Below are 22,662 nucleotides of genomic sequence, written 5' to 3' on the forward strand. Positions count from 1 at the left end.
TTCGAATATAAATAATTTATAAACTCGAAAAGGAGGGGAAAGAATGGCAACTTACCGTAAATTAGGTCGTGAAACTGCTCACAGAAACCTTATGTTAAGAAACTTAGTAACTGACTTACTAAGAGAAGGAAGAATAGAAACTACAGTAACTAGAGCAAAAGAAACTCGTAGAATGGCTGAAAAGATGATAACTCTTGCAAAAAGAGGAGATCTTCACGCTAGAAGACAGGTTTTAGCTTATGTTCTTGATGAAACTGTTGTTAGCAACTTATTCACAGAAATAGCTCCAAAATATGCTGAAAGAAATGGTGGATATACTAGAATAATCAAAAAAGGACCAAGAAGAGGCGACGCTGCTGAAATGGCCTTCATAGAATTAGTATAATTACTGTATTGATAAATAAATGCTATGGTATTTTATATGCCATAGCATTTTTAGAATTAAAAACAAATTTCAAAAAAACTAAGAAAATTATAATAAATTGACTTTATAAAAAATATCTGAGGAAATAAAACTTTAATTTAATATAAGAATAAAGAGCTACTAGAGGAATAAATATCTAGAGGGAATGTTAAACTGGGGATACAGGCTGTTAGACTTTACAGTCTGTTTTTTTTATGCAAAATTTTGCCTAGCACTAATATATTATGAAATCTGAGTGTATGGATATAATCTATAAATTTATCTAATATTCGAAAACTTATAGATATAGTATATAAAATCCTCTATAATTGTATCTATCGTGTATTAATTGTATGATATAATAAAGTATTATAATGTTTTATAGAAATGCAATAGTAAAGATTTAAGTGTATTAGAAAAAGGGGTGTAAATTAATGGAAAATCTTATACAGATAAAAAATCTTTCCTTTTACTATGAAAATGAAGAAGGCGACAAGTATAAAGCTATAGATGATTTTAATTTAGATATAAAAAAGGGTGAATTTGTTGTAATAATAGGTCACAATGGTTCCGGGAAATCTACTCTTTCAAAAAATATGAATGCGATACTAAAACCGACTGAAGGGGATATAATCGTAAATGGAATGAATACAAAAGATGCAGATAAAATGTGGGATATAAGACAGACTGCAGGGATGGTATTTCAGAATCCAGACAACCAGATAGTTGCTACAATAGTTGAAGAAGATGTAGCATTTGGGCCAGAAAACTTGGGAATAGAGCCGGCAGAAATAAGAAGAAGAGTAGAAGAATCTCTAAAGAACGTAGGAATGTATGAATTTAGAGATAGACAACCACATCTACTATCTGGTGGACAGAAACAGAGAGTAGCAATAGCAGGGATAATCGCAATGAAGCCAGAATGTATAATATTCGATGAAGCTACAGCTATGCTTGATCCATCTGGTAGAAAAGAAGTAATGAAAACAATAAAGAAGCTAAACAAAGAAGAAAATATAACTGCAATACACATAACTCACTTCATGGAAGAAGCTGTAGAAGCTGATAGAGTTATAGTTATGGAAAAGGGTAAAAAAGTATTAGAAGGGACTCCACAAGAAGTATTTAAAGAGATAGACAGACTTAAAAAAATAGGTCTTGATGTGCCTTGCATGACTGAAATATCTCATATGCTAAATAAAGAGGGATTAAAAATAAGAGAAGATATATTAACAGTGGATGAAATGGTGAATGAATTATGTCTATTAAAGTAAGAAACTTAACATACATATACGATGAGGGGATGCCATTTGAAAACAGAGCAATAGACGATATATCATTTGATGTAGAGAATAACGACTTTGTTGGACTAATTGGGCACACAGGCTCAGGAAAATCTACACTTATACAGCATTTAAATGGACTTCTAAAGCCTTCATCAGGTAGCATATACATAAATGACTTTGAAATAACTCAGAAGGATATAAACCTAACTGAAATAAGAAAAAGAGTAGGTGTAGTATTCCAGTATCCAGAGTACCAGCTATTTGAGGAAACAATAGAAAAAGATATCGCATTTGGTCCGGGAAATATGGGGCTAGATCAAGAGGAAATAACTAGAAGAGTAAAGGCCTCTATGGAAGCTGTTGGACTTGATTATGAAAAATACAGAGAAAAATCTCCATTTGAACTATCTGGTGGGCAGAAAAGAAGGGTTGCAATAGCGGGAGTAATAGCTATGGATCCAGAAGTATTAATACTTGATGAACCAACTGCAGGACTAGATCCAGGTGGTAGAGAAGAAATCTTTGAACTTATAAAAAAACTACACAGAGAAAGAAATATAACTGTAATACTATCATCTCACAGTATGGATGATATGGCTAAATTGGTTAAAACTCTTATAGTAATGAATAAAGGGAAAATAGAATTTATGGGAAATCCTAGAGATGTATTCAACAATAATGCCCATAGACTAAAAGAAATAGGTCTAGATATCCCACAGGTTCTAGAATTAGCGATTAAATTAAGAGAAAAGGGCTTCGATATTAGACAGGATATAATAACTCCTGAAGAAGCTAAAAACGAAATACTAAGAGTGATAGGAGGTAGAAAATAATGTTAAAAGATATAACTGTCGGTCAATTCTATCCGGCATCATCTCCTATACACAAACTAGATGCAGGTTTAAAATTAATAGCTACGATATTATTTATGATATCTATATTTATGATAAACAAAGCGCCGATATATATAGGAGTATTTATTGTATTACTAATACTTACTGTAATGTCAAAAATACCGGTAAAATTTATTCTAAAAGGATTAAAACCTCTTAGATGGATAATACTATTCACGTTTATCGTAAATATGTTCTGCATACCTGGAGAAAAGATATGGTCTTTTGGATTCTTAGCTATAACTAAAGAAGGTATCAGACAGGCGATATTTATGTCTATAAGACTTGCAATGTTAATAGTGGGTACATCTCTATTAACGCTTACAACATCTCCTATAGCGCTTACAGACGGTATAGAGAGGGTATTAAATCCATTTAAGAAAATAGGTCTACCAGTGCATGAACTTGCAATGATGATGACTATAGCACTTAGATTCATACCAACTCTACTAGATGAAACTGATAAGATAATGAAAGCTCAGATGTCTAGAGGGGCTGACTTTGAAAGTAAGAAGCTTATAAACAGAGCAAAAAGTCTTGTTCCACTTTTAGTACCGCTATTTGTAAGTGCATTTAGAAGAGCCGACGAGCTTGCCATGGCTATGGAAGCTAGATGCTACAGAGGTGGCGACAATAGAACAAAAATGAAGGAAACTGTAATAGGTAAAAGCGAGTATATTGCGACAGTACTTATAATAATCTACATGGGACTTATAATAGCGTCAAGATATGCATTATAAGATGAGAGATGTATTATAATAGTTTTGCCTATTTGGAGGAATAAATGAGAAATATAAAAATAACTGTTCAGTACAACGGAGCGAATTATTGTGGTTGGCAAGAGCAGCCAAATTCTCCTGGAATACAGGGAAATATTGAATATGCAATAAAGGAAATAACAGGTGAGAAAGTAAAAATAAATGGTTCAGGAAGAACTGATGCTGGAGTACACGCACTTGGGCAGGTAGCGAACTTCAAAATAAACTCTCAAATACCTGTAAATAGAATACCAGATGCACTGAATTCTAAACTTCCAAAAGACATCTCAATAATAGCTGCAGAGGAAGTGGAAGATGAATTTCATGCGAGATATAGTGCAAAAGGTAAAATATATAGATATTTAGTGTATAATAGTAGATACCGCAATCCAATCTTGAAAGATATATCGTATCAAGTAAAATACGATTTAGATTTTGAAAAGATGAAAAAAGAAGCAGAATCACTTATTGGAACATATGATTTCTGTGGCTTTATGAGCAGTGGATCTTCCGTAAAAGACACTATAAGAACGATAAAAAGCGTTAAAATAGAAAAACAAGATGACTTAATTGTATTCGAATTTGAAGGAAACGGATTCCTTTACAATATGGTCAGAATACTTTCTGGTACGCTTATAGATATCGGAAGGGGAAGAATAACGGAAAGCATGGAGGATATAATAAAATCTAAAAATAGATCAAAAGCAGGTCATACAGCGCCTGGACACGCATTATTCCTCAAAAAAGTTTTTTATTAATCTTGACACTTTTCGCTTATAGTCGTATAATATACAAGAATGTGTTAATAAGTCCACTTTGCCCCGGACTTGACATAAACGGAAAAATATTTTTAAAGGAAAAAAGTTAAGGAGGGACAGATATGAAAAGTTATATAGCTAAACCAGCAGACGTAAAAAGAAACTGGTACTTAGTTGACGCTGAAGGAAAAACTTTAGGTCGTTTAGCAACTGAAGTTGCAACATTATTAAGAGGGAAACATAAACCAACATTTACACCACACGTGGACGGAGGAGACTTCGTAGTAGTTGTAAATGCATCAAAAGTAGTTTTAACAGGTAAAAAATTAGATCAGAAATACTACAGATACCACACAGGTTATGTAGGTGGTTTAAAAGAAATATCATACAGAGAAATGATGGCTAAAAAACCTGAAGAAGTTGTAGCTCACGCAGTTAGCGGTATGTTACCAAAAAATAAATTAAGAAGCAGAATGATGACTAGATTAAGAGTATTCGCTGGTGCTGAACATAATCATGCAGCTCAGAATCCAGAAGTAATAGAATTTTAATTAGGTGAAAGGAGGAGTTATCATGGCAAATGTACAGTACATAGGAACAGGAAGAAGAAAACATTCTGTAGCTAGAGTTAGATTAGTTGCAGGTGAAGGAAATATAACAGTAAATGGTAGAGCGTTAGATGAATATTTCAACTACGAAACATTAATAAGAGACGTTAAACAGCCATTAGTATTAACTGAAACTGAAAATAAATTTGACGTTATAGTAAAAGTTGAAGGTGGAGGATTCACTGGACAGGCTGGTGCTATAAGACACGGTATATCTAGAGCTTTATTAAAAGCTGACGAAGATTTAAGACCTGCTTTAAAGAAAGAAGGATTCTTAACTAGAGATGCTAGAATGAAAGAAAGAAAGAAATACGGTTTAAAAGCTGCCAGAAGAGCTCCACAGTTCTCAAAAAGATAGTTTTTACGTATTATATTGTGCAAGAAATCCCGAGATATTTTATCTCGGGTTTTTTTATGTCTAAATTACAAATATTATTATTTTGTTATTAAATTATAAAATATAAAGGCGTATAATTAAAATTAAAGAAAATATTGTAGAAGGGAATGATTATAATGATATATTCAATCTACTTTAGTCCTACAGGAGGGACAGAAAAAGTAACAAAACTACTTTCATCAGCTTGGGAAGAAGCAAAAGACTTAGACATAAGCGACCTACATTTCAACTATGAAGATGTAAACATAAAATCTGAGGATATGTGTATGATTTCTGTGCCTTCATTTGGAGGAAGAATACCTACTGTAGCTGTGGATAGAATCAATAAAATAAAAGGAAACGGAGCAAAAGCAGTAGCCGTTGTAGTTTATGGAAATAGAGATTACGATGATACACTACTAGAATTAAAAAATGTTCTTGAAGAAAATGGCTTCGTAGTTGGAGCTATGGTAGCTGCAATAGCAGAGCACTCAATAGTTAGAAACCTAGCAGCAGGTAGACCTGATAAATCAGATGAAGAAGAATTAAAAAAATTCTCTGAAGAAATAAAAGCTAAATTTGAAAATGGAGAAATAAATACGGAACTAATGCCTAAGGGGAATATTCCTTACAAAGAATGGAAAGGATCTGCGTTAAAACCAGAAGCGAATGAAAACTGTGTAGAATGTGGATTATGTGCACAGAAATGTCCAGTAGGTGCAATACCTATGGATAATCCTAAAACTGTGGATAAAGATGTATGCATGGCTTGTATGAGATGTATAAAAGTATGTCCAACAGGTGCTAGAGTATTGGATGAAACTATGAAGGCTGGTCTTGTTGATAAACTTACAACAATGTGCACAGAAAGAAAAGAAAATGAACTTATGATATAAAAGTAATGAATGGTGCTGTATAGCAGGTGTTTTAAGCATTTGCAGCAGCACTTTTTTTGTATAAAAACATATTGTTATCATAAAAAAGTATATTTAAATATAGAAGAGATAGAATTAATAGGATATAAGAATAATAAAATAATTCTTTAATTATTTAGAATTTTTTAAAAATAAACTTGAAATAAATTAATTGTTACTAATTTATTTTTTGAATTATATTTGAATTTTTTGTTTTTATGATGTATAATGATGGCGAAAAAACCTTATTTAATAATTTATAAAAAGAATTTCAATTATTATTTTAATTATAGATTTATTATTTTTGGACATAATTATTAAATTCAGAGTAAAAATAATAAGTCGCAAAATAGGGGAGGTAGATTATGTTAGGAAATACTAAAGTTAAAAGTCAAGGATTATGCAAGTATTGTGGTAAAAAACTTGCAGCAAATGAAATGTTGGAGCACTTATCAGAGTGTAAAAATAGGGAGAAAAAAGTTTATGATTCAAAAAGAAAAAAAGAAGGTTTTTTCGATATTTTAATAACTTCAAAGTCAAATGAAGATTACTGGATGATAATAGAAGTTAGTGAAAAAACGATGTTAAAAGAAATAGACACATTTTTAAGAGAAATATGGGTAGGTAATGAGGATTGTCTAAGTGAATTTAAGATTGAAAATATAAAGTATAAATATCTTCCAAGTGGAAGAACTCTATACGTTGAACCAAATCAAAGTATGTATCATACAGTAAAAAATATTTTGGAAGAAGGGAAAACGTTTAATTATACTTATGATGAAAGTAAGTATACAAAAATAGAGTTAAATGTATTTAGATATAGAGAAGGAATAAGACACGAAGAAGAGGATATAGTACTACTATCTAGAAATATTTCTCCAAAGATAACATGTTGCAAATGTCGACAAAACCAAGCTATTTGGGTTGATTCAGAGATGTATTCTTTAGGATATGATGCCTTTTGGTGTGAAGAATGTAGAGAAGAAATCAGAGAGAATGCTGGGATAAAAGAGTGGGAGCTATTAGATAATTTGTTACCTATTTGCAATTCGCCTAGGATGGGAATTAATGATTATGAAGGCAGCGACTTTTATGCAGATGAATTTAAAACTGATTTAGATAGAGAATTAGTCAAAGAAAATGAGCCTAAAAAAGTAAAAAAAGATACTATTGAAAAATTCAAAATAAATCAAGATGATGTTTATTACGCCATAGATGAATGGGAAAATAACCAAATACAATTTGAAAATTTAGAAGTGGAGAGAGATTTAGCTACATTAAAAGAGTGGGAGGAATTGTATCTTGAAGCTGAAAAGATAAAAAGGTTTAAAGTATGGGACTATTTATGTGAGTTTGAAATTATAGCTCTAAAAAGGAAAGGACAAGAACCTATCTTCTATAGTATATTAGGCGAAGATGGGAAAGAATATGGCGTAGATGTATATGAGGGATATGATGACTTTAAAACATTTATGATGGATTGCTATTCTGAAGAACTTAATATATCAAAAAACTATGTTAAAGCATTTAAGAGTAATTTATCATGCCGTTGGGGTAATTTAGAGGAACTTTCACAAGAACAGCTAGATATCATAAAGAAACTAGAATCTAAATACAATGGCAAAAAAAATTGGCTTTATTTTATGTCATTTGAAGAAGGATATAGTCCATGCAATCTTGAAAGAGATGAAGTAATACGTATGACGAAGTATTTAAAAGATCTTGAAATAATTCTAGAAAAATTTATTGGAAAATTTATGAGTAATGTTGATGTAGATTTTGATGAGATAATGTGTGTAGAATATATAGAAGAAAAGGACGATTGGAAGCTATATAAAGAAAAAAATCCACTAGAATTCTATAAGCTATCTAAAATAAAAGATGAAGATAGAAACAAACTAAACATATTAAAGTCAACTCCAAAGGTCGATTCAATTTTAGATGTAGATATAATACCTTTAAGAAGGGTTGTAAATGATAAAAAATACAGTAAACCTTTAACTCCGTCTATATATGGAATGGTAGATGTAAGAACTGGAAATTTAATAAGTAATAAAATTTCTGAACCTAGTGAAGATGTTGAGGATCTACTTGCAAAAGAAGTAATAAGATTTATAGATGAAATTGGAAGACCTAAAGAAATAAGAACTGCAAATATGCTGATAGAATCAAAATTGTATGATATGTGTGATGAGTTAGATATAGATTTAAAATTAAAGAAAAGCTCAAATGTAGGGAAAAAATTTGGTGAATACATAATGTACAGAAAAGAAATAGATACTAAGCTATTAAACTAATAAAACACATAAAGAAAAAACACCTTCGATTTCGAAGGTGTTTTTCTATTATTTTAAAAGTAATTAGTTTAAAGATTGTTCAGTAATTGAGTAAGAACCCAATTATTATGATTTTTTAGATAATAAATTCCCTGATTTGCGGTAATAACACTATCGGATACCTCTCTAAAAGTCATAGAAGCATTGCGGAATTCATCTGCTTCATGTCTAGTTGTAAAAATAATTGATTTATTTATAGAACCAGTAATTAAAAGAAGTTCCATATCGTCCTCTGATTTTATTCTAGAATGAGGTATATCTGTGTGTTTTTTCATATAGCTTATATGTGTATCAAGCACATATACATCCTCTTTTGCATTTACAATATCATTCATTGTAACAGTATCTTTTCCAGCTAGCTCGTGATCTTTTGGAATCATTATGCCAAAAGGACAAGAGCGAACAAGCTTACTGCCTATGTTTTCAGGAAGTTCTAAAGTCTGTGATACATACGCTAGAATAATATCGTATTTACCACTCAATAGATAATCGGCATAATAAGCATCCTGGCATCTATCAAAAATAATATCGACGTTTGGGTATTTTGATTTTAAAGCAGATACTGCAGGGTCTAAAATATTAAGAGAACTGAATCCGTACATACCTATAGTCAACTTACCTTTTGAGTACATTGAACTAAACTTTGTTTTCATAACCGCATCTTCATACGCTTTCAAAATTTTTACTACTTCTTTGTAGAAGATTTCTCCTTGAGGAGTTAATGATACATTTCTACTATTTCTAATAAATAATTCTGTACCCAATTCCTCTTCGAGGTTTTGAATATGATGACTTATTGCGGGTTGAGCGATGTGACATTCTTTAGCTGCCTTTGTAAAATTTTTGTTACGTGCAACACTTTCAAAATAATGTAGTTTCTCAATTTTCATACTTAATCACCAATTAAAAAATTTATTTTTTAGTAGATATAGCAGATACTTTATTTAAATATTTAATAATAAGAATATCTAACTATAAGAAAACATGTATACTATTTATTATAAATGAAAATATCAGAAAATACAAAAGAATTTTAAGTCCAATAGAAAAAATTATATATATATGTGTTATATATAAAAAATCTATAGACAGAAAAAATAATACAATAGAATACTGTATAATATCGAAAATCATATTGACAAAATGTAAAAAAATATATAAAATAATTAGTTTAGGGTTGACTAAAAAATGAATTTGTGCTATTATGTAAACATAGAAAAATTGGGAAGGTGATATGATGGCAACAGTTCAGACTTTAGAAAACATAAAAACTACTCTTGAAAAGCATATAGGCAAAAGAGTGCAGCTAAAGGCTAATAAGGGAAGAAAACAGATTGTCACAAAAAGAGGAGTACTTGAGGAAGCATATCCAAGTGTATTCATAGTAAGAGTAGACGACGGAGCTAATGGTTCATCTAGAATTTCTTATAGTTATTCAGATTTACTTACTTCTAATGTGAAATTACAGGTAATAAAAGCAAAATCTGAAGAGGATCGCAAAGTAAGCTAGGAACAAGATTTGAAAATTATAGAGTAAAAAATCTACAGTATACGATAAATAATCTATACTGTATAATTTTTTTTGAGCAAAATTTAATTATGTAACTCAAATTTGATTTAGAGAATAGGGAATTGTATATTATATACACAATTCCCTATTTTTTGTAGTATAATTAATTATATAAATTATTTATTTGCAAAATATGTCGGAGGATAGTGAAATGAAGGTTAAATGTAGAGCTAAAATAAATTTATCTATAGATGTACTTGGAAAGCTTCCAAATGGATATCATCTTGTTGAAATGATAATGCAGTCGATTGATTTATACGATATTCTCGACATAAAAGAGCGAAATGATGGAAAAATAGTACTTAAAAGCAAGAGTAAGGAAATACCACTTAATGAAAATAATATAGTGTATAAAGCAGCAAAACTCCTAAAAGAAAAAACAGGGGTAACAAAAGGTGCTGAAATTTTCATAGATAAGAGAATACCAGTTGCAGCAGGTATGGCTGGGGGGAGCACAAATGCCGCTGGAACTTTAGTAGCGCTTAATGATATATGGGAATTGGGGCTTAGTGAAACTCAATTAAAAGAAATAGGGTTTGAACTTGGCGCTGATGTTCCGTTCTGCATATCTGGAGGTGCGGTATTAGCAGAAAATTTAGGTGAACAACTTACAAATATAAAAGGTTTAAATAAAGATATTTTTGTGCTAGTATGTAAGCCAGAATTATTTGTATCTACAAAAGAAGTGTATGGTAAACTAGATATGTCTAATGTATCCAAAAGACCGGATAATAAATATCTTATAGAATGTCTTAAAGATGATAAAATAGATGAACTTGCAAAAAATATGTGTAATGTTTTAGAATCTGTGACATCTTTAATGCATCCAGAGATAGAAGATATAGAAAATATTATGAAAAGAAGTGATGTTCTAGGAACTATGATGAGTGGAAGTGGACCTACAGTATTTGGACTGTTTGATTCACAGGATAAGGCTGAAAAAGCAAAAGAAGAATTATTAGATAAATACAGACAAGTGTATCTTGTTAGAAGTGCTGAAAGGGGAATTGAATTAAATGGAAAATTTAACTAAATTAAATTTAGATAACTATAAACCACTTAGAGATGTTGTCTTTGAAAGTTTGAGAAAGGCTATAGTAGAAGGAAGTCTAAAACCTGGTCAAAGACTTATGGAAGTTCAGTTAGCAGAACAGTTAGGAGTAAGTAGAACACCTGTAAGAGAAGCGATAAGAAAATTAGAACTAGAAGGATTTGTTATAATGCTTCCTAGAAAAGGTGCATATGTAGCTGATATGTCTGTTAAAGATATAATAGATGTATTAGAAGTTAGATCTGCATTAGAAGGTCTTGCAGCAAACTTAGCAGCAGAAAGAATGGATGAAAAAGAAGTAGAAAATTTAAAAGAAATATCAGAGTCACTTAATGTTGCAATGGAAGGTGGAAACCTTGATGAAATTCTTAAAAAAGATGTAGAATTCCATCAGTGTATATTTGAAGCAGCTGGAAATAAAAAGCTTACTCAGATGATAAACTCTCTTTGGGAACAGGTATATAGATTTAGAGCAGGATATATGTCTGATAAAAATGCAATGATAGGTATAAAAGAAGAACATGCTCATCTTATAGACGCTATAGTAAGTGGTGATGGAGAAAGAGCATCTAAATGTGCTAAAAATCATATAGAAAGAGCAGAACAGTATATGATAGATAAAGCGGATAGAATATAAGGTATTAATCGATAAGGAGATTTATTATGGATAAAAGAGGAATCGGTGTTTTTGATTCTGGATTAGGAGGTCTTACAGTATTAAAAGAAATTAAAAGGATACTTCCTAATGAAGACCTGGTATATTTTGGAGATACTGCTAGAGTACCATATGGTCCTAGATCTAAAGAAACGATAATGAAATATACTTTTCAAGCGATAAATTTCTTACTAACAAAAGATGTAAAAGCTATAGTAATCGCTTGTAATACAGCTACAGCTAGAAGTTTAGTTGAAGCACAAGAAAAGTATGACATACCTATAATAGGTGTTATAGAGGCTGGTGCTAGAACAGCTGCAGCATCTACAAAGAATGGTAAGGTTGGTATTATAGGAACTGAAGGGACTATAAAATCAAAGGCATACAATACTGAAATCAAAAAAATAGATAAAAGAATAAAAGTATACGGTAAGGCTTGTTCTTTATTTGTACCTATAGTAGAAGAAGGTTGGGCAAATACTGAAGTTGCTAGACTTACTGCAAAAGAATATTTAAAAGATCTTGAAGAAAAAGGAGTGGACTCTATAGTACTTGGATGTACTCATTATCCACTATTAAAAAGAACTATAGGTGAGGAAGTAGGGATGGAAGTCAAACTTGTAAACCCTGCTAGAGAAACGGCAATAGACCTAAAAAATATACTTATAGAAAGAAATCTTTTAAATACAAAAGAGGAGCTTGGGGAATGTAAATACTTTGTATCGGATATAAACGTAAAATTCCCATCTATAGCCAGAGAATTTTTAAAAACTAAAATAGAAGTTGAAAAAGTAGAGATACAGAGATATTAAATTTATTATAAGCGAGGAAATATAGTGAGTAATAAAATAATAATAAAAACAAAACAGTACGATGTCGACGGAAATATGGACACTATAGAGCTAAAAGCGTATGGTCAGATTATAGAAAAAAAAGGTAGTATCTATATCAAGTACAATCAAAAGGAAGAAGATATGGAAGTGAAAAATACCATAAAAATATCAGAAGACTGTATAAAGGTTATAAAATCTGGAAGTGTAAATTCTACAATGACATTTACTAAAGGAAATAAACACACAAACAAATACGCAACTCCACAGGGAATATTTTTAATAGATACTAAGGTAAACGACTTTAAAATCTCAAATGGAGAAAAGAAATTAGAAGTACATTTGGATTATATGATAGAAATCCAAAATATGTTTGCTGGAAGAAATAAAATGATTATCAAAGTTGAAAAATAATTAAATTAAAAAAATAAGAGAATAATTTTTATAAGGTAGCGAAAAAGCTACCTTTTATTGCATTTATTTGGTATTATTATACTTAGGCGATTTATATAATAATATAAATCATTTGTTTACGACAAAATTTAAAAAGAGGTAGTAAATATGATATTTGACAGAGTTGTTGATACTATAGATAAACACAATATGATATCGTATGGAGATAAAATAATAGTTGGACTTTCAGGAGGTCCCGATTCAGTTTGTCTTCTTCATATATTAAATAGATTAAAAGAATCGAGAAATTTAAAGATATATGCAGCACACCTAAATCATCAGATAAGAGGTATTGAAGCACAAAAGGATGCACTATTTGTATCTGAGCTTTGTGACTCTCTTGAAATACCTGTATTTATAAAATCTGTAGATGTCCCAAAATATTGTGAAGAAAAAGGACTTTCTTTAGAAGAAGGTGCTAGAAATATAAGATATGATATGTTCTATGAGATAAAAAGAAGAACAGGAGCTAATAAAATAGCTATAGGACATAACATGAATGACCAGGCAGAAACAGTTATGATGAGAATTATGAGAGGAACTGGTCTGCAAGGTTTAAGAGGAATAGAATATACTAGAGAAAATGGTATAATTAGACCAATATTAGATATAGAAAGAAAGGATATAGAAGCTTATTGCGAGCAGCATGAGTTACATCCTAAAATAGATCAGACTAATCTAGAAAGTATATACACAAGAAATAGAATTAGATTAGAGCTTTTACCTTATATGCAGGAACATTTTAATAGTAATGTAGTAGAGTCTATAGTAAGACTTAGCAACAGTATGAAGAGCGATGGTGACTATTTGGATTCTGAAGCTATGAAAGCATACGATGAGGTAGCTACATTAGACGATAAAGCTGTAGAGGTAAATGTAGAAAAGTTATCTGGATACCATGAAGCTATACAGAGTAGAATAATAAGATATGCTATAAAAGATGTACTAGGTGATACAAACTTTGTAGATCAGAAGCATATTGAAGATGTTATGCAACTTATAGATACATCAAAAAATGGAAAAATGTTAAATCTTCCAAGAGGGGTATTTGCATATAGAAGAGCAGATAGTATACTATTTACATTAGAAGAAATAAAAGAAGATGAGATAGAATACAGCTATCATGTACCTAAGGATGGATTTATAAAAATAAAAGAGTTGGGTATATTAGTCGATTCTGACGTTATAACGATTGAAAAATATAGAAGTCTTAAAAAAGATTCATCTGTAAAAGCCGTTGATTTTGATAAGATAAAAGGGGGTATAACTGTAAGGAATAGACAGCCAGGGGATAAGATTAAGTTAAAAGGTGGAACTAAAAAGATAAAAGATCTATTTATAGATTTGAAGATACCTAGAGAAATGAGAAATAGAGTTCCAATTGTTGTTGACGAGGAAGAGGTAATTCTCGCTGGTGAATACAGAATGAATGAAAATTATAAAATTGATAAAAATACAAAAAAAGTGCTTAAATTCAGCATAAAAAAACTGTAGTACCTTAAAGAGGGGAGGAAATTTAATTTGAAAAAAATGCTAAGAGGAATGGTATTTTACGTTCTAATGTTAGCTATAATAGTAGGCGTTATTCAGTTTACTGGAAAAGAAGTAGAAGAAGTAAAAGAAATTCCGTTTTCAAAAGTATATCAAGAACTTAATGAAGGGGATATAGCCTCAATATATTTTGTGGATGATACATCTGTTGAGGGTGTGCTAAAGGATAAGACAAAATTCAAATCTTACATACCATCAGAAGTAAGAAGTGAGCAATTTGCGGATAAAGTTTTAGAACAGTCAAAACAGAATAAGCTAGTAATAGATGGTGAGCCTGAACCTACAACACCTTGGTTTATATCAATGCTTCCAACATTTATAATGCTTATATTCCTAGGAATACTTTGGTTCAGCTTTATGAATCAGTCTCAGGGCGGCGGAGGCAAAGTTATGAACTTTGGAAAATCTAAAGCCAAATTACACAAAGATGGAGATGGAGAAAAAGTAACATTTAACGATGTTGCTGGTCTTCAGGAAGAAAAAGAGGATTTACAGGAAGTTGTAGATTTCTTAAAAAATCCTAAAAAATACACGCAACTTGGTGCGAGAATACCAAAAGGTATACTTATGGTAGGACCTCCAGGTACAGGTAAAACATTCTTATCAAAAGCAGTAGCTGGAGAAGCTGGGGTACCATTCTTCAGTATAAGTGGTTCTGATTTCGTTGAAATGTTCGTTGGGGTAGGTGCATCTAGAGTTAGATCACTATTTGAAGATGCTAAGAAAAATGCTCCAGCAATAATATTCATAGACGAAATAGATGCTGTTGGTAGAAAAAGAGGTGCTGGTCTAGGTGGAGGACACGACGAAAGAGAACAGACACTTAACCAGTTACTAGTTGAAATGGACGGTTTCGGAATTAATCAGGGTATAATAATAATGGCTGCAACAAATAGACCAGATATACTAGACCCTGCACTTTTAAGACCAGGTAGATTTGATAGACAGGTTGTAGTTGGAACTCCTGATGTTAAAGGTAGAGAAGCTATATTTAAAGTTCACTCAAGAAAGAAACCTCTAGCAGACGATGTTAGATTAGACGTATTAGCTAAGAGAACACCAGGATTTACTCCTGCAGATATAGAAAACCTTATGAATGAAGCAGCTATATTAACTGCTAGAAAAGGTGAAAAGAAAATAAGAATGGCTACTATAGAAGAATCTATAACTAAAGTTATAGTTGGGGTAGCTAAAAAATCAAGAGTAATAAGCGATAAAGAAAAAAGACTTACTGCATACCATGAAGCAGGACACGCTGTATGTGCTCACCTATTAGAAAATGTAAGCCCAGTACATCAGGTAACAATAATACCTAGAGGTATGGCTGGTGGATTTACAATGCAGCTACCTATAGAAGATAAGTACTTTGCTACTAAGAGAGATATGGAAGAAAATATAATCGTTATGCTTGGTGGTAGAGTAGCTGAAGAGTTAGTTCTTAAAGATATATCTACTGGAGCTTCTAATGACCTTGAAAGAGTTAGTCAGACTGCTAGAGATATGGTTAAGAAATACGGTATGAGTGCTAAGATAGGACCTATGACATTCGACAGTGAAGGAGAGGTATTCTTAGGAAACAGTATATCAAACACTAGAACATACTCAGAAGAAGTTGCAAATGAAATAGATGTAGAAATAAGAAACATAATAATAGGTGCTTACGAAATGACTAAGAAAATCCTATCAGAAAATATGGATAAATTAGAAAATGTAGCACAGGCACTTCTAGTATATGAAACACTAGATGCAGAAGAATTTGTAAAAGCTATAGACGGAACTCTTCCTCTAGATGTCGATTTAAATGAAGTAGAAGAAGCTAAAAAAAGAGAAGCCGGCGCTATAGATTACAAAGCTGACTTTGTAGAAGTTAAAGACGAAACTACAGAAGAAGAAAATTCTACAGTTGCAGAAGTAGTTGAAGAAAACAATGATAACACTTCTGATAAAGTAGAAGAAAAAGAAGACAACACTTCTGATGAAGAGTAAGTCTATAAATAAAAAGATAAATTAGGGGGAAGGTGGATACCTTCCCTTTTTTATACATGAATTATTTGCAATTGTTTTATGATTTGTGAAAAGGGAGAAAAGAAATGAGCAAGGATAATAGAAAAAGAATAATAGAGATGTTATCTAATTCTGGAGAGGAGTTTATATCTGGAGAGAGTATTTCTAAAGAACTTGGAATTTCTAGGGCAGCTGTATGGAAGCATATAAACTACTTAAAGGAAAATGGATATGAGATAGAAGCGATAAATAAAAAAGGATATAGGATTGTAGATGTAAATTCAGATGTTATAATACCAGAGCAGATAACTGCAAATTTAGATACAAAATTTGTGGGACAAAATATAAAATATTTCCAGGAGATAGATTCTACAAATAATTATGCAAAAGATAATTTTGAGTCTTTAAAAGATGGAACTCTTATCATATCTGAGTATCAATCTGCTGGTAAGGGAAGACTTGGAAAAAACTGGCAATCAAATATCGGAGAAGGTATATGGATGAGTCTGATGTTAAAACCAGAGATACCAGTATATAAGGCTCCGTTTTTGACACTTGTTGCTGGAGCAGCCATATTAAATGCTTTTAGAAATATTGGTGTAGATGCTGAGATAAAATGGCCTAACGATATAGTTTTAAATGGTAAAAAGATGTGTGGAATTCTTACTGAGATGGTTGCAGAAGTGGAGAAAGTTGGATGTGTAGTTATAGGTATGGGAATAAATGTAAATACAATGTTATTTCCCGGGGAATTATCTGAAAAAGCTACTTCTCTAAAAAAAGAAGGGTTTGAACTTAAAAGATCGGATATAATAAGAGAGATTATGCACGAATTTGAAAAACTTTATACTACATATATAGAGTATGGAAGTAAAGAAGAAGTAATAAGCGTATGTAGAAAATACTCTGTTCTTATAGGTAAAGATGTTTATATTATAAATAAGAATCATAGAGAAAAAGTGTACTGTATGGATATAAGTGATGATGGAAATCTTATAGTAAAACACGATGACGGAGTGATTGAAGAAGTGATATCTGGAGAGGTATCTGTAAGAGGACAAAATGGTTATATTTAATCACTTTGTATACAATATTATTGACATAGATATACCTAGTTGTTAAAATAACTATGCTAGGGAGATGTATAAGAGAAAATAATCTGATATAAATTAGAATACGAAAGAAGGATAAGATTTATGTTATTAGTATTTGATGTGGGAAATACAAATATGGTTTTAGGACTATATGATGGAGATAAACTTGAAAAACATTGGAGAATTCATACAGATAAATATAAAACTTCAGACGAATATGGAATGCTTATAAAGGATTTATTCAGACATTATGATTTAAAAATAGAGGATATAGACGATGTTATAATATCTTCTGTTGTGCCTGATGTTATGCATTCTTTAGAAAATTTTGCTAGAAAATACTGCGATAAAGAAGCTATGGTAGTAGGTCCTGGAATAAAAACAGGGCTTAATATAAAATACGACAATCCAAGACAGGTTGGAGCAGATAGAATAGTAAATGCTGTTGCAGCTATAGAAAAATATGGATATCCATTAATAATAGTAGATTTTGGAACAGCGACAACTTTCTGTGCAATATCTGAGTTAGGAGAATATCTAGGAGGAACAATAGCGCCAGGAGTTAAGATTTCAAGTGAAGCTTTATTCCAGAGAGCATCTAAACTTCCTAGAGTAGAGCTTATAAAACCAGGTACAGTAATAGCAAAAAATACTGTTTCTGCAATGCAGGCCGGTCTTATATACGGGTATGTAGGCCTTGTAGATAAGATAATCGAAATGATGAAGGAAGAGTTAAAAAATCCTGATGTAAAAGTAGTAGCTACAGGAGGTCTTGCTGGACTTATATCGTCTGAAACAGATAGTATAGATGAAATAGATAAATTCCTTACATTAGAAGGACTTAGAATGATATACGAAAAAAATAAAGATAATGAATAATTACGGAATTAATTTTATAGATTGGAGGTACTTTGATAGTGCCTCTAATTTTTTTATCTACTTAAGGGTGGTGTTATTGAAGAATAGAGGAGTTTTGTGTTAATATAATACCATTGACTTTATGAAAATTAGATTTAAATAGAAAGGAAGTGTAATATGAGAATAGGTGATGTAGTCCTAGAAAATGAAGTTTTTTTAGCCCCTATGGCTGGAGTTACTGATTTAGCATTTAGACTTATATGCAAAGAATACGGTAGTGGGCTTTTATATACAGAGATGATAAATGCAAAGGCTCTTTGCTACGATGATGAAAAGACAAAGGGAATGCTTAAAATAGAAGAAGAGGAGCATCCTGTCGCTGTACAGATATTTGGATCTGAGCCAGAATTTATAGCAGGTGCGACAGAGATTTTAAATGAACATTCAAATGAGATACTAGATATAAATATGGGATGTCCTGCTCCAAAAGTTGTAAAAAATGGAGATGGTTCAGCTTTAATGAAAACTCCAGAGCTTGCAGCAAAAGTTATAGAGGCAGCAGCGAAAAAATCTAAGAAACCTGTTACAGTTAAGTTTAGAAAAGGTTGGGATGAAGATAGCATAAATGCTGTAGAGTTTGCTAAGATGGCAGAGGCAAGTGGTGCTCAGGCGATAACTATTCATGGAAGAACTAGAGCACAGTATTATTCAGGCACTGCTGATTGGGACATAATAGAAGAAATCAAAAATGCAGTTAAAATTCCTGTTATAGGGAATGGAGATATAGTGACAATTGAAGATGCTATAAATATAAGGAAAAAAACTGGCTGCGATGCGATAATGATAGGTCGTGGTGCTCAGGGAAATCCGTGGATATTCAATAGAATAAATCATTATATGAAAACGGGAGAGATACTTCCAGAGCCAACTGCAGAGGAAAAAATAAGAACAGCTATAAAACACTTCAATCTTGCAATTAAAGAAGATGGAGAGTATGTGGCTGTTAGAGAAATGAGAAAACATTTAGGTTGGTATTTAAAGGGAATGAAAAAATCTGCTAGACTTAGAGATGAGATAAACAAGCTAGAATCAGCCGAAGAAGTGGTTGGCAGATTAGAGGCATATATAGCTGAATCCTTGACATAATGCGAATATTAGCCTATAATATAGCGGATAAAGTAAAATAATGGAGATTTAATACCCATTTAAAATAAATAGAAAATTTAATATTATTTACGAGAAGGAGTTTAATAAGAAAAATGGAAGCAAATAAAGAAATATTATTAACTCAGGAAGGTTTTGACAAACTAGAAGCTGAGCTTGAAGAATTAAAAACAGTTGGTAGAAAAGATGTTGCCGAAAAATTAAAAGTAGCTATATCATACGGGGATTTATCAGAAAATGCTGAGTACGATGAAGCTAAAAAAGAACAGGCAGAATTAGAAGAAAAAATATTAAAAATAGAAAACATGATAAGAAAAGCAACTATAATAGATGAAGAATCTATAGATTTAAGTAAAGTAACTGCTGGATCAATAGTAAAACTTTACGATTATGATTTTGAAGAAGAAGTTACTTACACAATAGTTGGTTCAACAGAAGCAGATCCATTTGCAGGTAAGATATCAAATGAATCTCCAATAGGAAAAGCTATATTAGGAAAATCTGAAGGTGATGAAGTAGAAGTTCAGGTTCCAGATGGAGTAGTTAAATACAAAATACTATCAATAAGCAGATAATAAATTTATAAATGATTAAAACGCATATGAAATTAGGCAGATAATAAATTTATAAATAGTTAAATAAAAATCTAAATGGAGGTGCAATATGAGCAATAATAAAAATACTGAAGCAAATGTAGAAATGACTAGTGAAGAATTAAGTGAAGTGCTTCAGGTAAGAAGAGATAAACTAGCTAATTTACAGGAAATGGGAAGAGATCCATTCAAGGAAAGTAGATACGATAGAACTCATTACTCTGTACAGGTAAAAGAAGGATTCGAAGCTTTAGAAGGAGAAACTGTTAAGATTGCTGGACGTATGATGAGCAAGAGAATACAGGGTAAAGCAGGATTCATAGATATACAGGATGCTGAAGGTAGAATACAGTCTTACGTTAGAAAGGATAGATTAGGCGATGAAGAATACACTATATTCAAAACTTACGATATAGGTGATATAGTTGGTATAGAAGGTGAAGTATTCATAACTAAAAGAGGAGAAATATCAGTAAAAGCAGATAAAGTTACTTTATTATCTAAATCTTTACAGATATTACCAGAAAAATACCATGGATTAAAAGACCAGGAATTAAGATATAGACAGAGATATGTTGACCTTATAGTTAATCCAGAAGTTAAGGATGCATTCATAACAAGAACTAAAGCTCTTAAAGCTTTAAGATCTTACTTAGATGAAAGAGGATTCTTAGAAGTTGAAACACCAATATTAAATACTATAGCTGGTGGAGCAAACGCTAGACCTTTCATAACTCACCACAATACTTTACATATACCAATGTACTTAAGAATAGCTAACGAATTATACTTAAAAAGATTAATAGTTGGTGGATTTGATAAAGTTTACGAAATGGGAAGAATGTTCAGAAATGAAGGTATGGACATGAAACACAACCCAGAATATACAGCAATAGAATTATACCAGGCATATGCTGACTACACAGATATGATGGAAATAACTGAAAATCTTATAGCTCATATGGCAGAAGTTGCTACAGGAAGCACAAAAATAGTTTACCAGGGTAAAGAAATAGACTTCAAACCACCTTGGAGAAGAATGACTATGATAGACTGTGTTAAAGAATTCTCTGGAGTAGACTTCAATGAAATAAACACAGATGAAGAAGCTATAGCTATAGCTAAAGAAAAAGGTATAGAAATAAAACCTGGAATGAGAAGAGGGGAAATAATAGCTGAGTTCTTTGAAGAATTCGGTGAAGATAAATTAGTGCAGCCTACATTTATAACTCATCATCCAGTTGAAATATCTCCATTATCTAAGAGAAATAATGAAGATCCAAGACTTACTGATAGATTTGAAGCTTTTGCTAATGGATGGGAGCTTGCTAATGCATTCTCTGAACTTAATGACCCAATCGACCAGAAAGGTAGATTTATGGATCAGTTAAGAAAGAAAGAGCTTGGAGATGACGAAGCTTGTGATATGGACGAAGATTTCTTAAATGCTCTTGAAGTAGGTCTTCCTCCAACAGGTGGACTAGGAATAGGTATAGATAGAGTTATAATGCTTCTTACTGACTCATCATCAATAAGAGACGTATTATTATTCCCTACTATGAAACCAATAGAAAAACAGGAAGAATCTGCTGAATAATAAAATTGATTTGTTTGATTGAAATTAATATTTATAAAATTTGATAGATAGGACTATTTAACTTTGTTGTTAAGTAGTCCTTTTTTATTGTTATACTAATAAAAAATTGTTGTGTCTATGATAAAGAAATGGATAACAATATATTTGTTATTTGAAAAAATCAAATTTATTATCTATATTTTTGAAAAGATACGAAGAAAAATTAGAAAATATAAATATATTTGGAAGATAAAATAAAAGTAAAATACGAACAAAAATAAATATAATTGACTAAAAGATAAATTATGTACTGAATTATAAAATGATAAAAATTAATAAAGAACGATAATTTTTAAAATGTAAAAAAATAATAAAAAAAAGTTAAAAAAAGTGTTGACCTAGTTGAGTAAAGGTGATATTATAATACTTGTCCTTGAGAGAGGGCAAGAAAATAAAAAACAAAACGAAAGTTTTAAATGAACTTTGAAAACTGAACAGCAGATATATTTAGTTCGAACGAACAGTTCGAACGCCATACAAACCATGCCAGATATTTTGAGATAACATCTGAGCGGATTTAAATTTTATTTTGAGCAACGGAATTTTGAGCATTAGCGAAAAATTCGTTGGCGATATAAAATTTCTTCGAAATTTTATTTTGAGAGTTTGATCCTGGCTCAGGATGAACGCTGGCGGCGTGCCTAACACATGCAAGTCGAGCGATTCTCTTCGGAGAAGAGCGGCGGACGGGTGAGTAACGCGTGGGTAACCTGCCCTGTACACACGGATAACATACCGAAAGGTATGCTAATACGGGATGATATATAAGAGTCGCATGACTTTTATATCAAAGATTTTTCGGTACAGGATGGACCCGCGTCTGATTAGCTTGTTGGCGGGGTAACGGCCCACCAAGGCGACGATCAGTAGC

Annotated in this window: 22 protein-coding genes and 1 rRNA gene; 22 read left to right on the forward strand and 1 reads right to left on the reverse strand. The window is 31.6% G+C overall.

The window, feature by feature from the left end:
• The first annotated feature begins 43 nt into the window (after positions 1-43).
• The 9 genes from rplQ to ACK2WN_RS07800 all read left to right on the forward strand — a co-directional run bounded on the left by rplQ (position 44) and on the right by ACK2WN_RS07800 (position 8,293).
• Positions 44-385, forward strand: a complete 342-nt coding sequence (gene rplQ, locus ACK2WN_RS07760) for a 50S ribosomal protein L17 (protein ID WP_006440526.1) — start codon at positions 44-46, stop codon at positions 383-385.
• Positions 386-837: 452 nt separating this feature from the next.
• Positions 838-1,677: an energy-coupling factor transporter ATPase gene (locus ACK2WN_RS07765; protein WP_300529854.1), complete on the forward strand. Its 840-nt coding sequence runs from the start codon at positions 838-840 to the stop codon at positions 1,675-1,677.
• Positions 1,662-2,522 (forward strand): energy-coupling factor transporter ATPase, encoded by an 861-nt coding sequence (locus tag ACK2WN_RS07770; RefSeq protein WP_300529856.1) that lies wholly within the window; start codon positions 1,662-1,664, stop codon positions 2,520-2,522. The genes ACK2WN_RS07765 and ACK2WN_RS07770 overlap by 16 nt, the downstream gene beginning before the upstream one ends.
• Positions 2,522-3,322 carry an energy-coupling factor transporter transmembrane component T family protein gene (locus ACK2WN_RS07775; RefSeq protein ID WP_300529858.1) on the forward strand — a complete coding sequence of 267 codons (801 nt, stop codon included), beginning with the start codon at positions 2,522-2,524 and terminating at the stop codon, positions 3,320-3,322. Before ACK2WN_RS07770 ends, ACK2WN_RS07775 begins: the two co-directional genes overlap by 1 nt.
• Before the next feature lie 44 nt (positions 3,323-3,366).
• A complete protein-coding gene (truA, locus tag ACK2WN_RS07780; RefSeq protein ID WP_329999653.1) occupies positions 3,367-4,098 on the forward strand; it encodes a tRNA pseudouridine(38-40) synthase TruA in 732 nt (243 codons plus the stop codon).
• Positions 4,099-4,220: 122 nt separating this feature from the next.
• Positions 4,221-4,649: a 50S ribosomal protein L13 gene (gene rplM, locus ACK2WN_RS07785; protein ID WP_006440531.1), complete on the forward strand. Its 429-nt coding sequence runs from the start codon at positions 4,221-4,223 to the stop codon at positions 4,647-4,649.
• Positions 4,650-4,671: 22 nt separating this feature from the next.
• On the forward strand, positions 4,672-5,064 hold the full coding sequence (gene rpsI / locus ACK2WN_RS07790; protein WP_040410595.1) for a 30S ribosomal protein S9: 393 nt from the start codon (positions 4,672-4,674) through the stop codon (positions 5,062-5,064).
• 146 nt (positions 5,065-5,210) lie between these two features.
• Positions 5,211-5,978 carry an EFR1 family ferrodoxin gene (locus tag ACK2WN_RS07795; protein WP_416155277.1) on the forward strand — a complete coding sequence of 256 codons (768 nt, stop codon included), beginning with the start codon at positions 5,211-5,213 and terminating at the stop codon, positions 5,976-5,978.
• Positions 5,979-6,361: 383 nt separating this feature from the next.
• Positions 6,362-8,293: a DUF6930 domain-containing protein gene (locus tag ACK2WN_RS07800; protein ID WP_416155278.1), complete on the forward strand. Its 1,932-nt coding sequence runs from the start codon at positions 6,362-6,364 to the stop codon at positions 8,291-8,293.
• A gap of 68 nt (positions 8,294-8,361) precedes the next feature.
• Here the strand turns inward: ACK2WN_RS07800 and ACK2WN_RS07805 are convergent, their stop codons facing one another.
• Positions 8,362-9,222: a LysR family transcriptional regulator gene (locus ACK2WN_RS07805; RefSeq protein ID WP_300530292.1), complete on the reverse strand. Its 861-nt coding sequence runs from the start codon at positions 9,220-9,222 to the stop codon at positions 8,362-8,364.
• Positions 9,223-9,569: 347 nt separating this feature from the next.
• On the opposite strand from ACK2WN_RS07805, the gene ACK2WN_RS07810 reads away from it, so the two are divergent.
• From ACK2WN_RS07810 to ACK2WN_RS07870, 13 genes are all read left to right on the forward strand, one after another.
• Positions 9,570-9,842: a Veg family protein gene (locus ACK2WN_RS07810; RefSeq protein WP_118549600.1), complete on the forward strand. Its 273-nt coding sequence runs from the start codon at positions 9,570-9,572 to the stop codon at positions 9,840-9,842.
• A 211-nt stretch (positions 9,843-10,053) separates the two neighbouring features.
• Positions 10,054-10,935, forward strand: coding sequence for a 4-(cytidine 5'-diphospho)-2-C-methyl-D-erythritol kinase (ispE, locus tag ACK2WN_RS07815; protein ID WP_329999478.1), 882 nt, complete (start codon positions 10,054-10,056; stop codon positions 10,933-10,935).
• Positions 10,919-11,590, forward strand: a complete 672-nt coding sequence (locus tag ACK2WN_RS07820; protein ID WP_006440538.1) for a GntR family transcriptional regulator — start codon at positions 10,919-10,921, stop codon at positions 11,588-11,590. The genes ispE and ACK2WN_RS07820 overlap by 17 nt, the downstream gene beginning before the upstream one ends.
• A 26-nt stretch (positions 11,591-11,616) precedes the next feature.
• On the forward strand, positions 11,617-12,420 hold the full coding sequence (gene murI / locus ACK2WN_RS07825) for a glutamate racemase (protein ID WP_300530287.1): 804 nt from the start codon (positions 11,617-11,619) through the stop codon (positions 12,418-12,420).
• Positions 12,421-12,444: 24 nt separating this feature from the next.
• The gene (locus tag ACK2WN_RS07830) at positions 12,445-12,852 is read left to right on the forward strand and encodes a DUF1934 domain-containing protein (protein WP_329999480.1); all 408 of its coding nucleotides are present in this window, start codon (positions 12,445-12,447) and stop codon (positions 12,850-12,852) included.
• A gap of 147 nt (positions 12,853-12,999) precedes the next feature.
• Positions 13,000-14,385, forward strand: coding sequence for a tRNA lysidine(34) synthetase TilS (tilS, locus tag ACK2WN_RS07835; RefSeq protein ID WP_416155279.1), 1,386 nt, complete (start codon positions 13,000-13,002; stop codon positions 14,383-14,385).
• Between the two features lie 27 nt (positions 14,386-14,412).
• The gene (gene ftsH / locus ACK2WN_RS07840) at positions 14,413-16,428 is read left to right on the forward strand and encodes an ATP-dependent zinc metalloprotease FtsH (RefSeq protein WP_329999482.1); all 2,016 of its coding nucleotides are present in this window, start codon (positions 14,413-14,415) and stop codon (positions 16,426-16,428) included.
• A 104-nt stretch (positions 16,429-16,532) separates the two neighbouring features.
• The gene (locus ACK2WN_RS07845) at positions 16,533-17,522 is read left to right on the forward strand and encodes a biotin--[acetyl-CoA-carboxylase] ligase (protein WP_416155280.1); all 990 of its coding nucleotides are present in this window, start codon (positions 16,533-16,535) and stop codon (positions 17,520-17,522) included.
• Between the two features lie 120 nt (positions 17,523-17,642).
• On the forward strand, positions 17,643-18,419 hold the full coding sequence (locus ACK2WN_RS07850) for a type III pantothenate kinase (protein WP_416155281.1): 777 nt from the start codon (positions 17,643-17,645) through the stop codon (positions 18,417-18,419).
• A gap of 156 nt (positions 18,420-18,575) precedes the next feature.
• A complete protein-coding gene (gene dusB, locus ACK2WN_RS07855) occupies positions 18,576-19,544 on the forward strand; it encodes a tRNA dihydrouridine synthase DusB (RefSeq protein WP_300530276.1) in 969 nt (322 codons plus the stop codon).
• Positions 19,545-19,657: 113 nt separating this feature from the next.
• The gene (gene greA / locus ACK2WN_RS07860; RefSeq protein WP_300530274.1) at positions 19,658-20,137 is read left to right on the forward strand and encodes a transcription elongation factor GreA; all 480 of its coding nucleotides are present in this window, start codon (positions 19,658-19,660) and stop codon (positions 20,135-20,137) included.
• An 88-nt stretch (positions 20,138-20,225) separates the two neighbouring features.
• A complete protein-coding gene (gene lysS / locus ACK2WN_RS07865) occupies positions 20,226-21,752 on the forward strand; it encodes a lysine--tRNA ligase (RefSeq protein WP_416155282.1) in 1,527 nt (508 codons plus the stop codon).
• Between the two features lie 633 nt (positions 21,753-22,385).
• Positions 22,386-22,662, forward strand: a 16S ribosomal RNA gene (locus tag ACK2WN_RS07870); the annotation flags it as partial.

This window comes from Peptacetobacter sp. AB800, assembly GCF_047807365.1.
Taxonomy (GTDB): Bacteria; Bacillota; Clostridia; order Peptostreptococcales; family Peptostreptococcaceae; genus Peptacetobacter.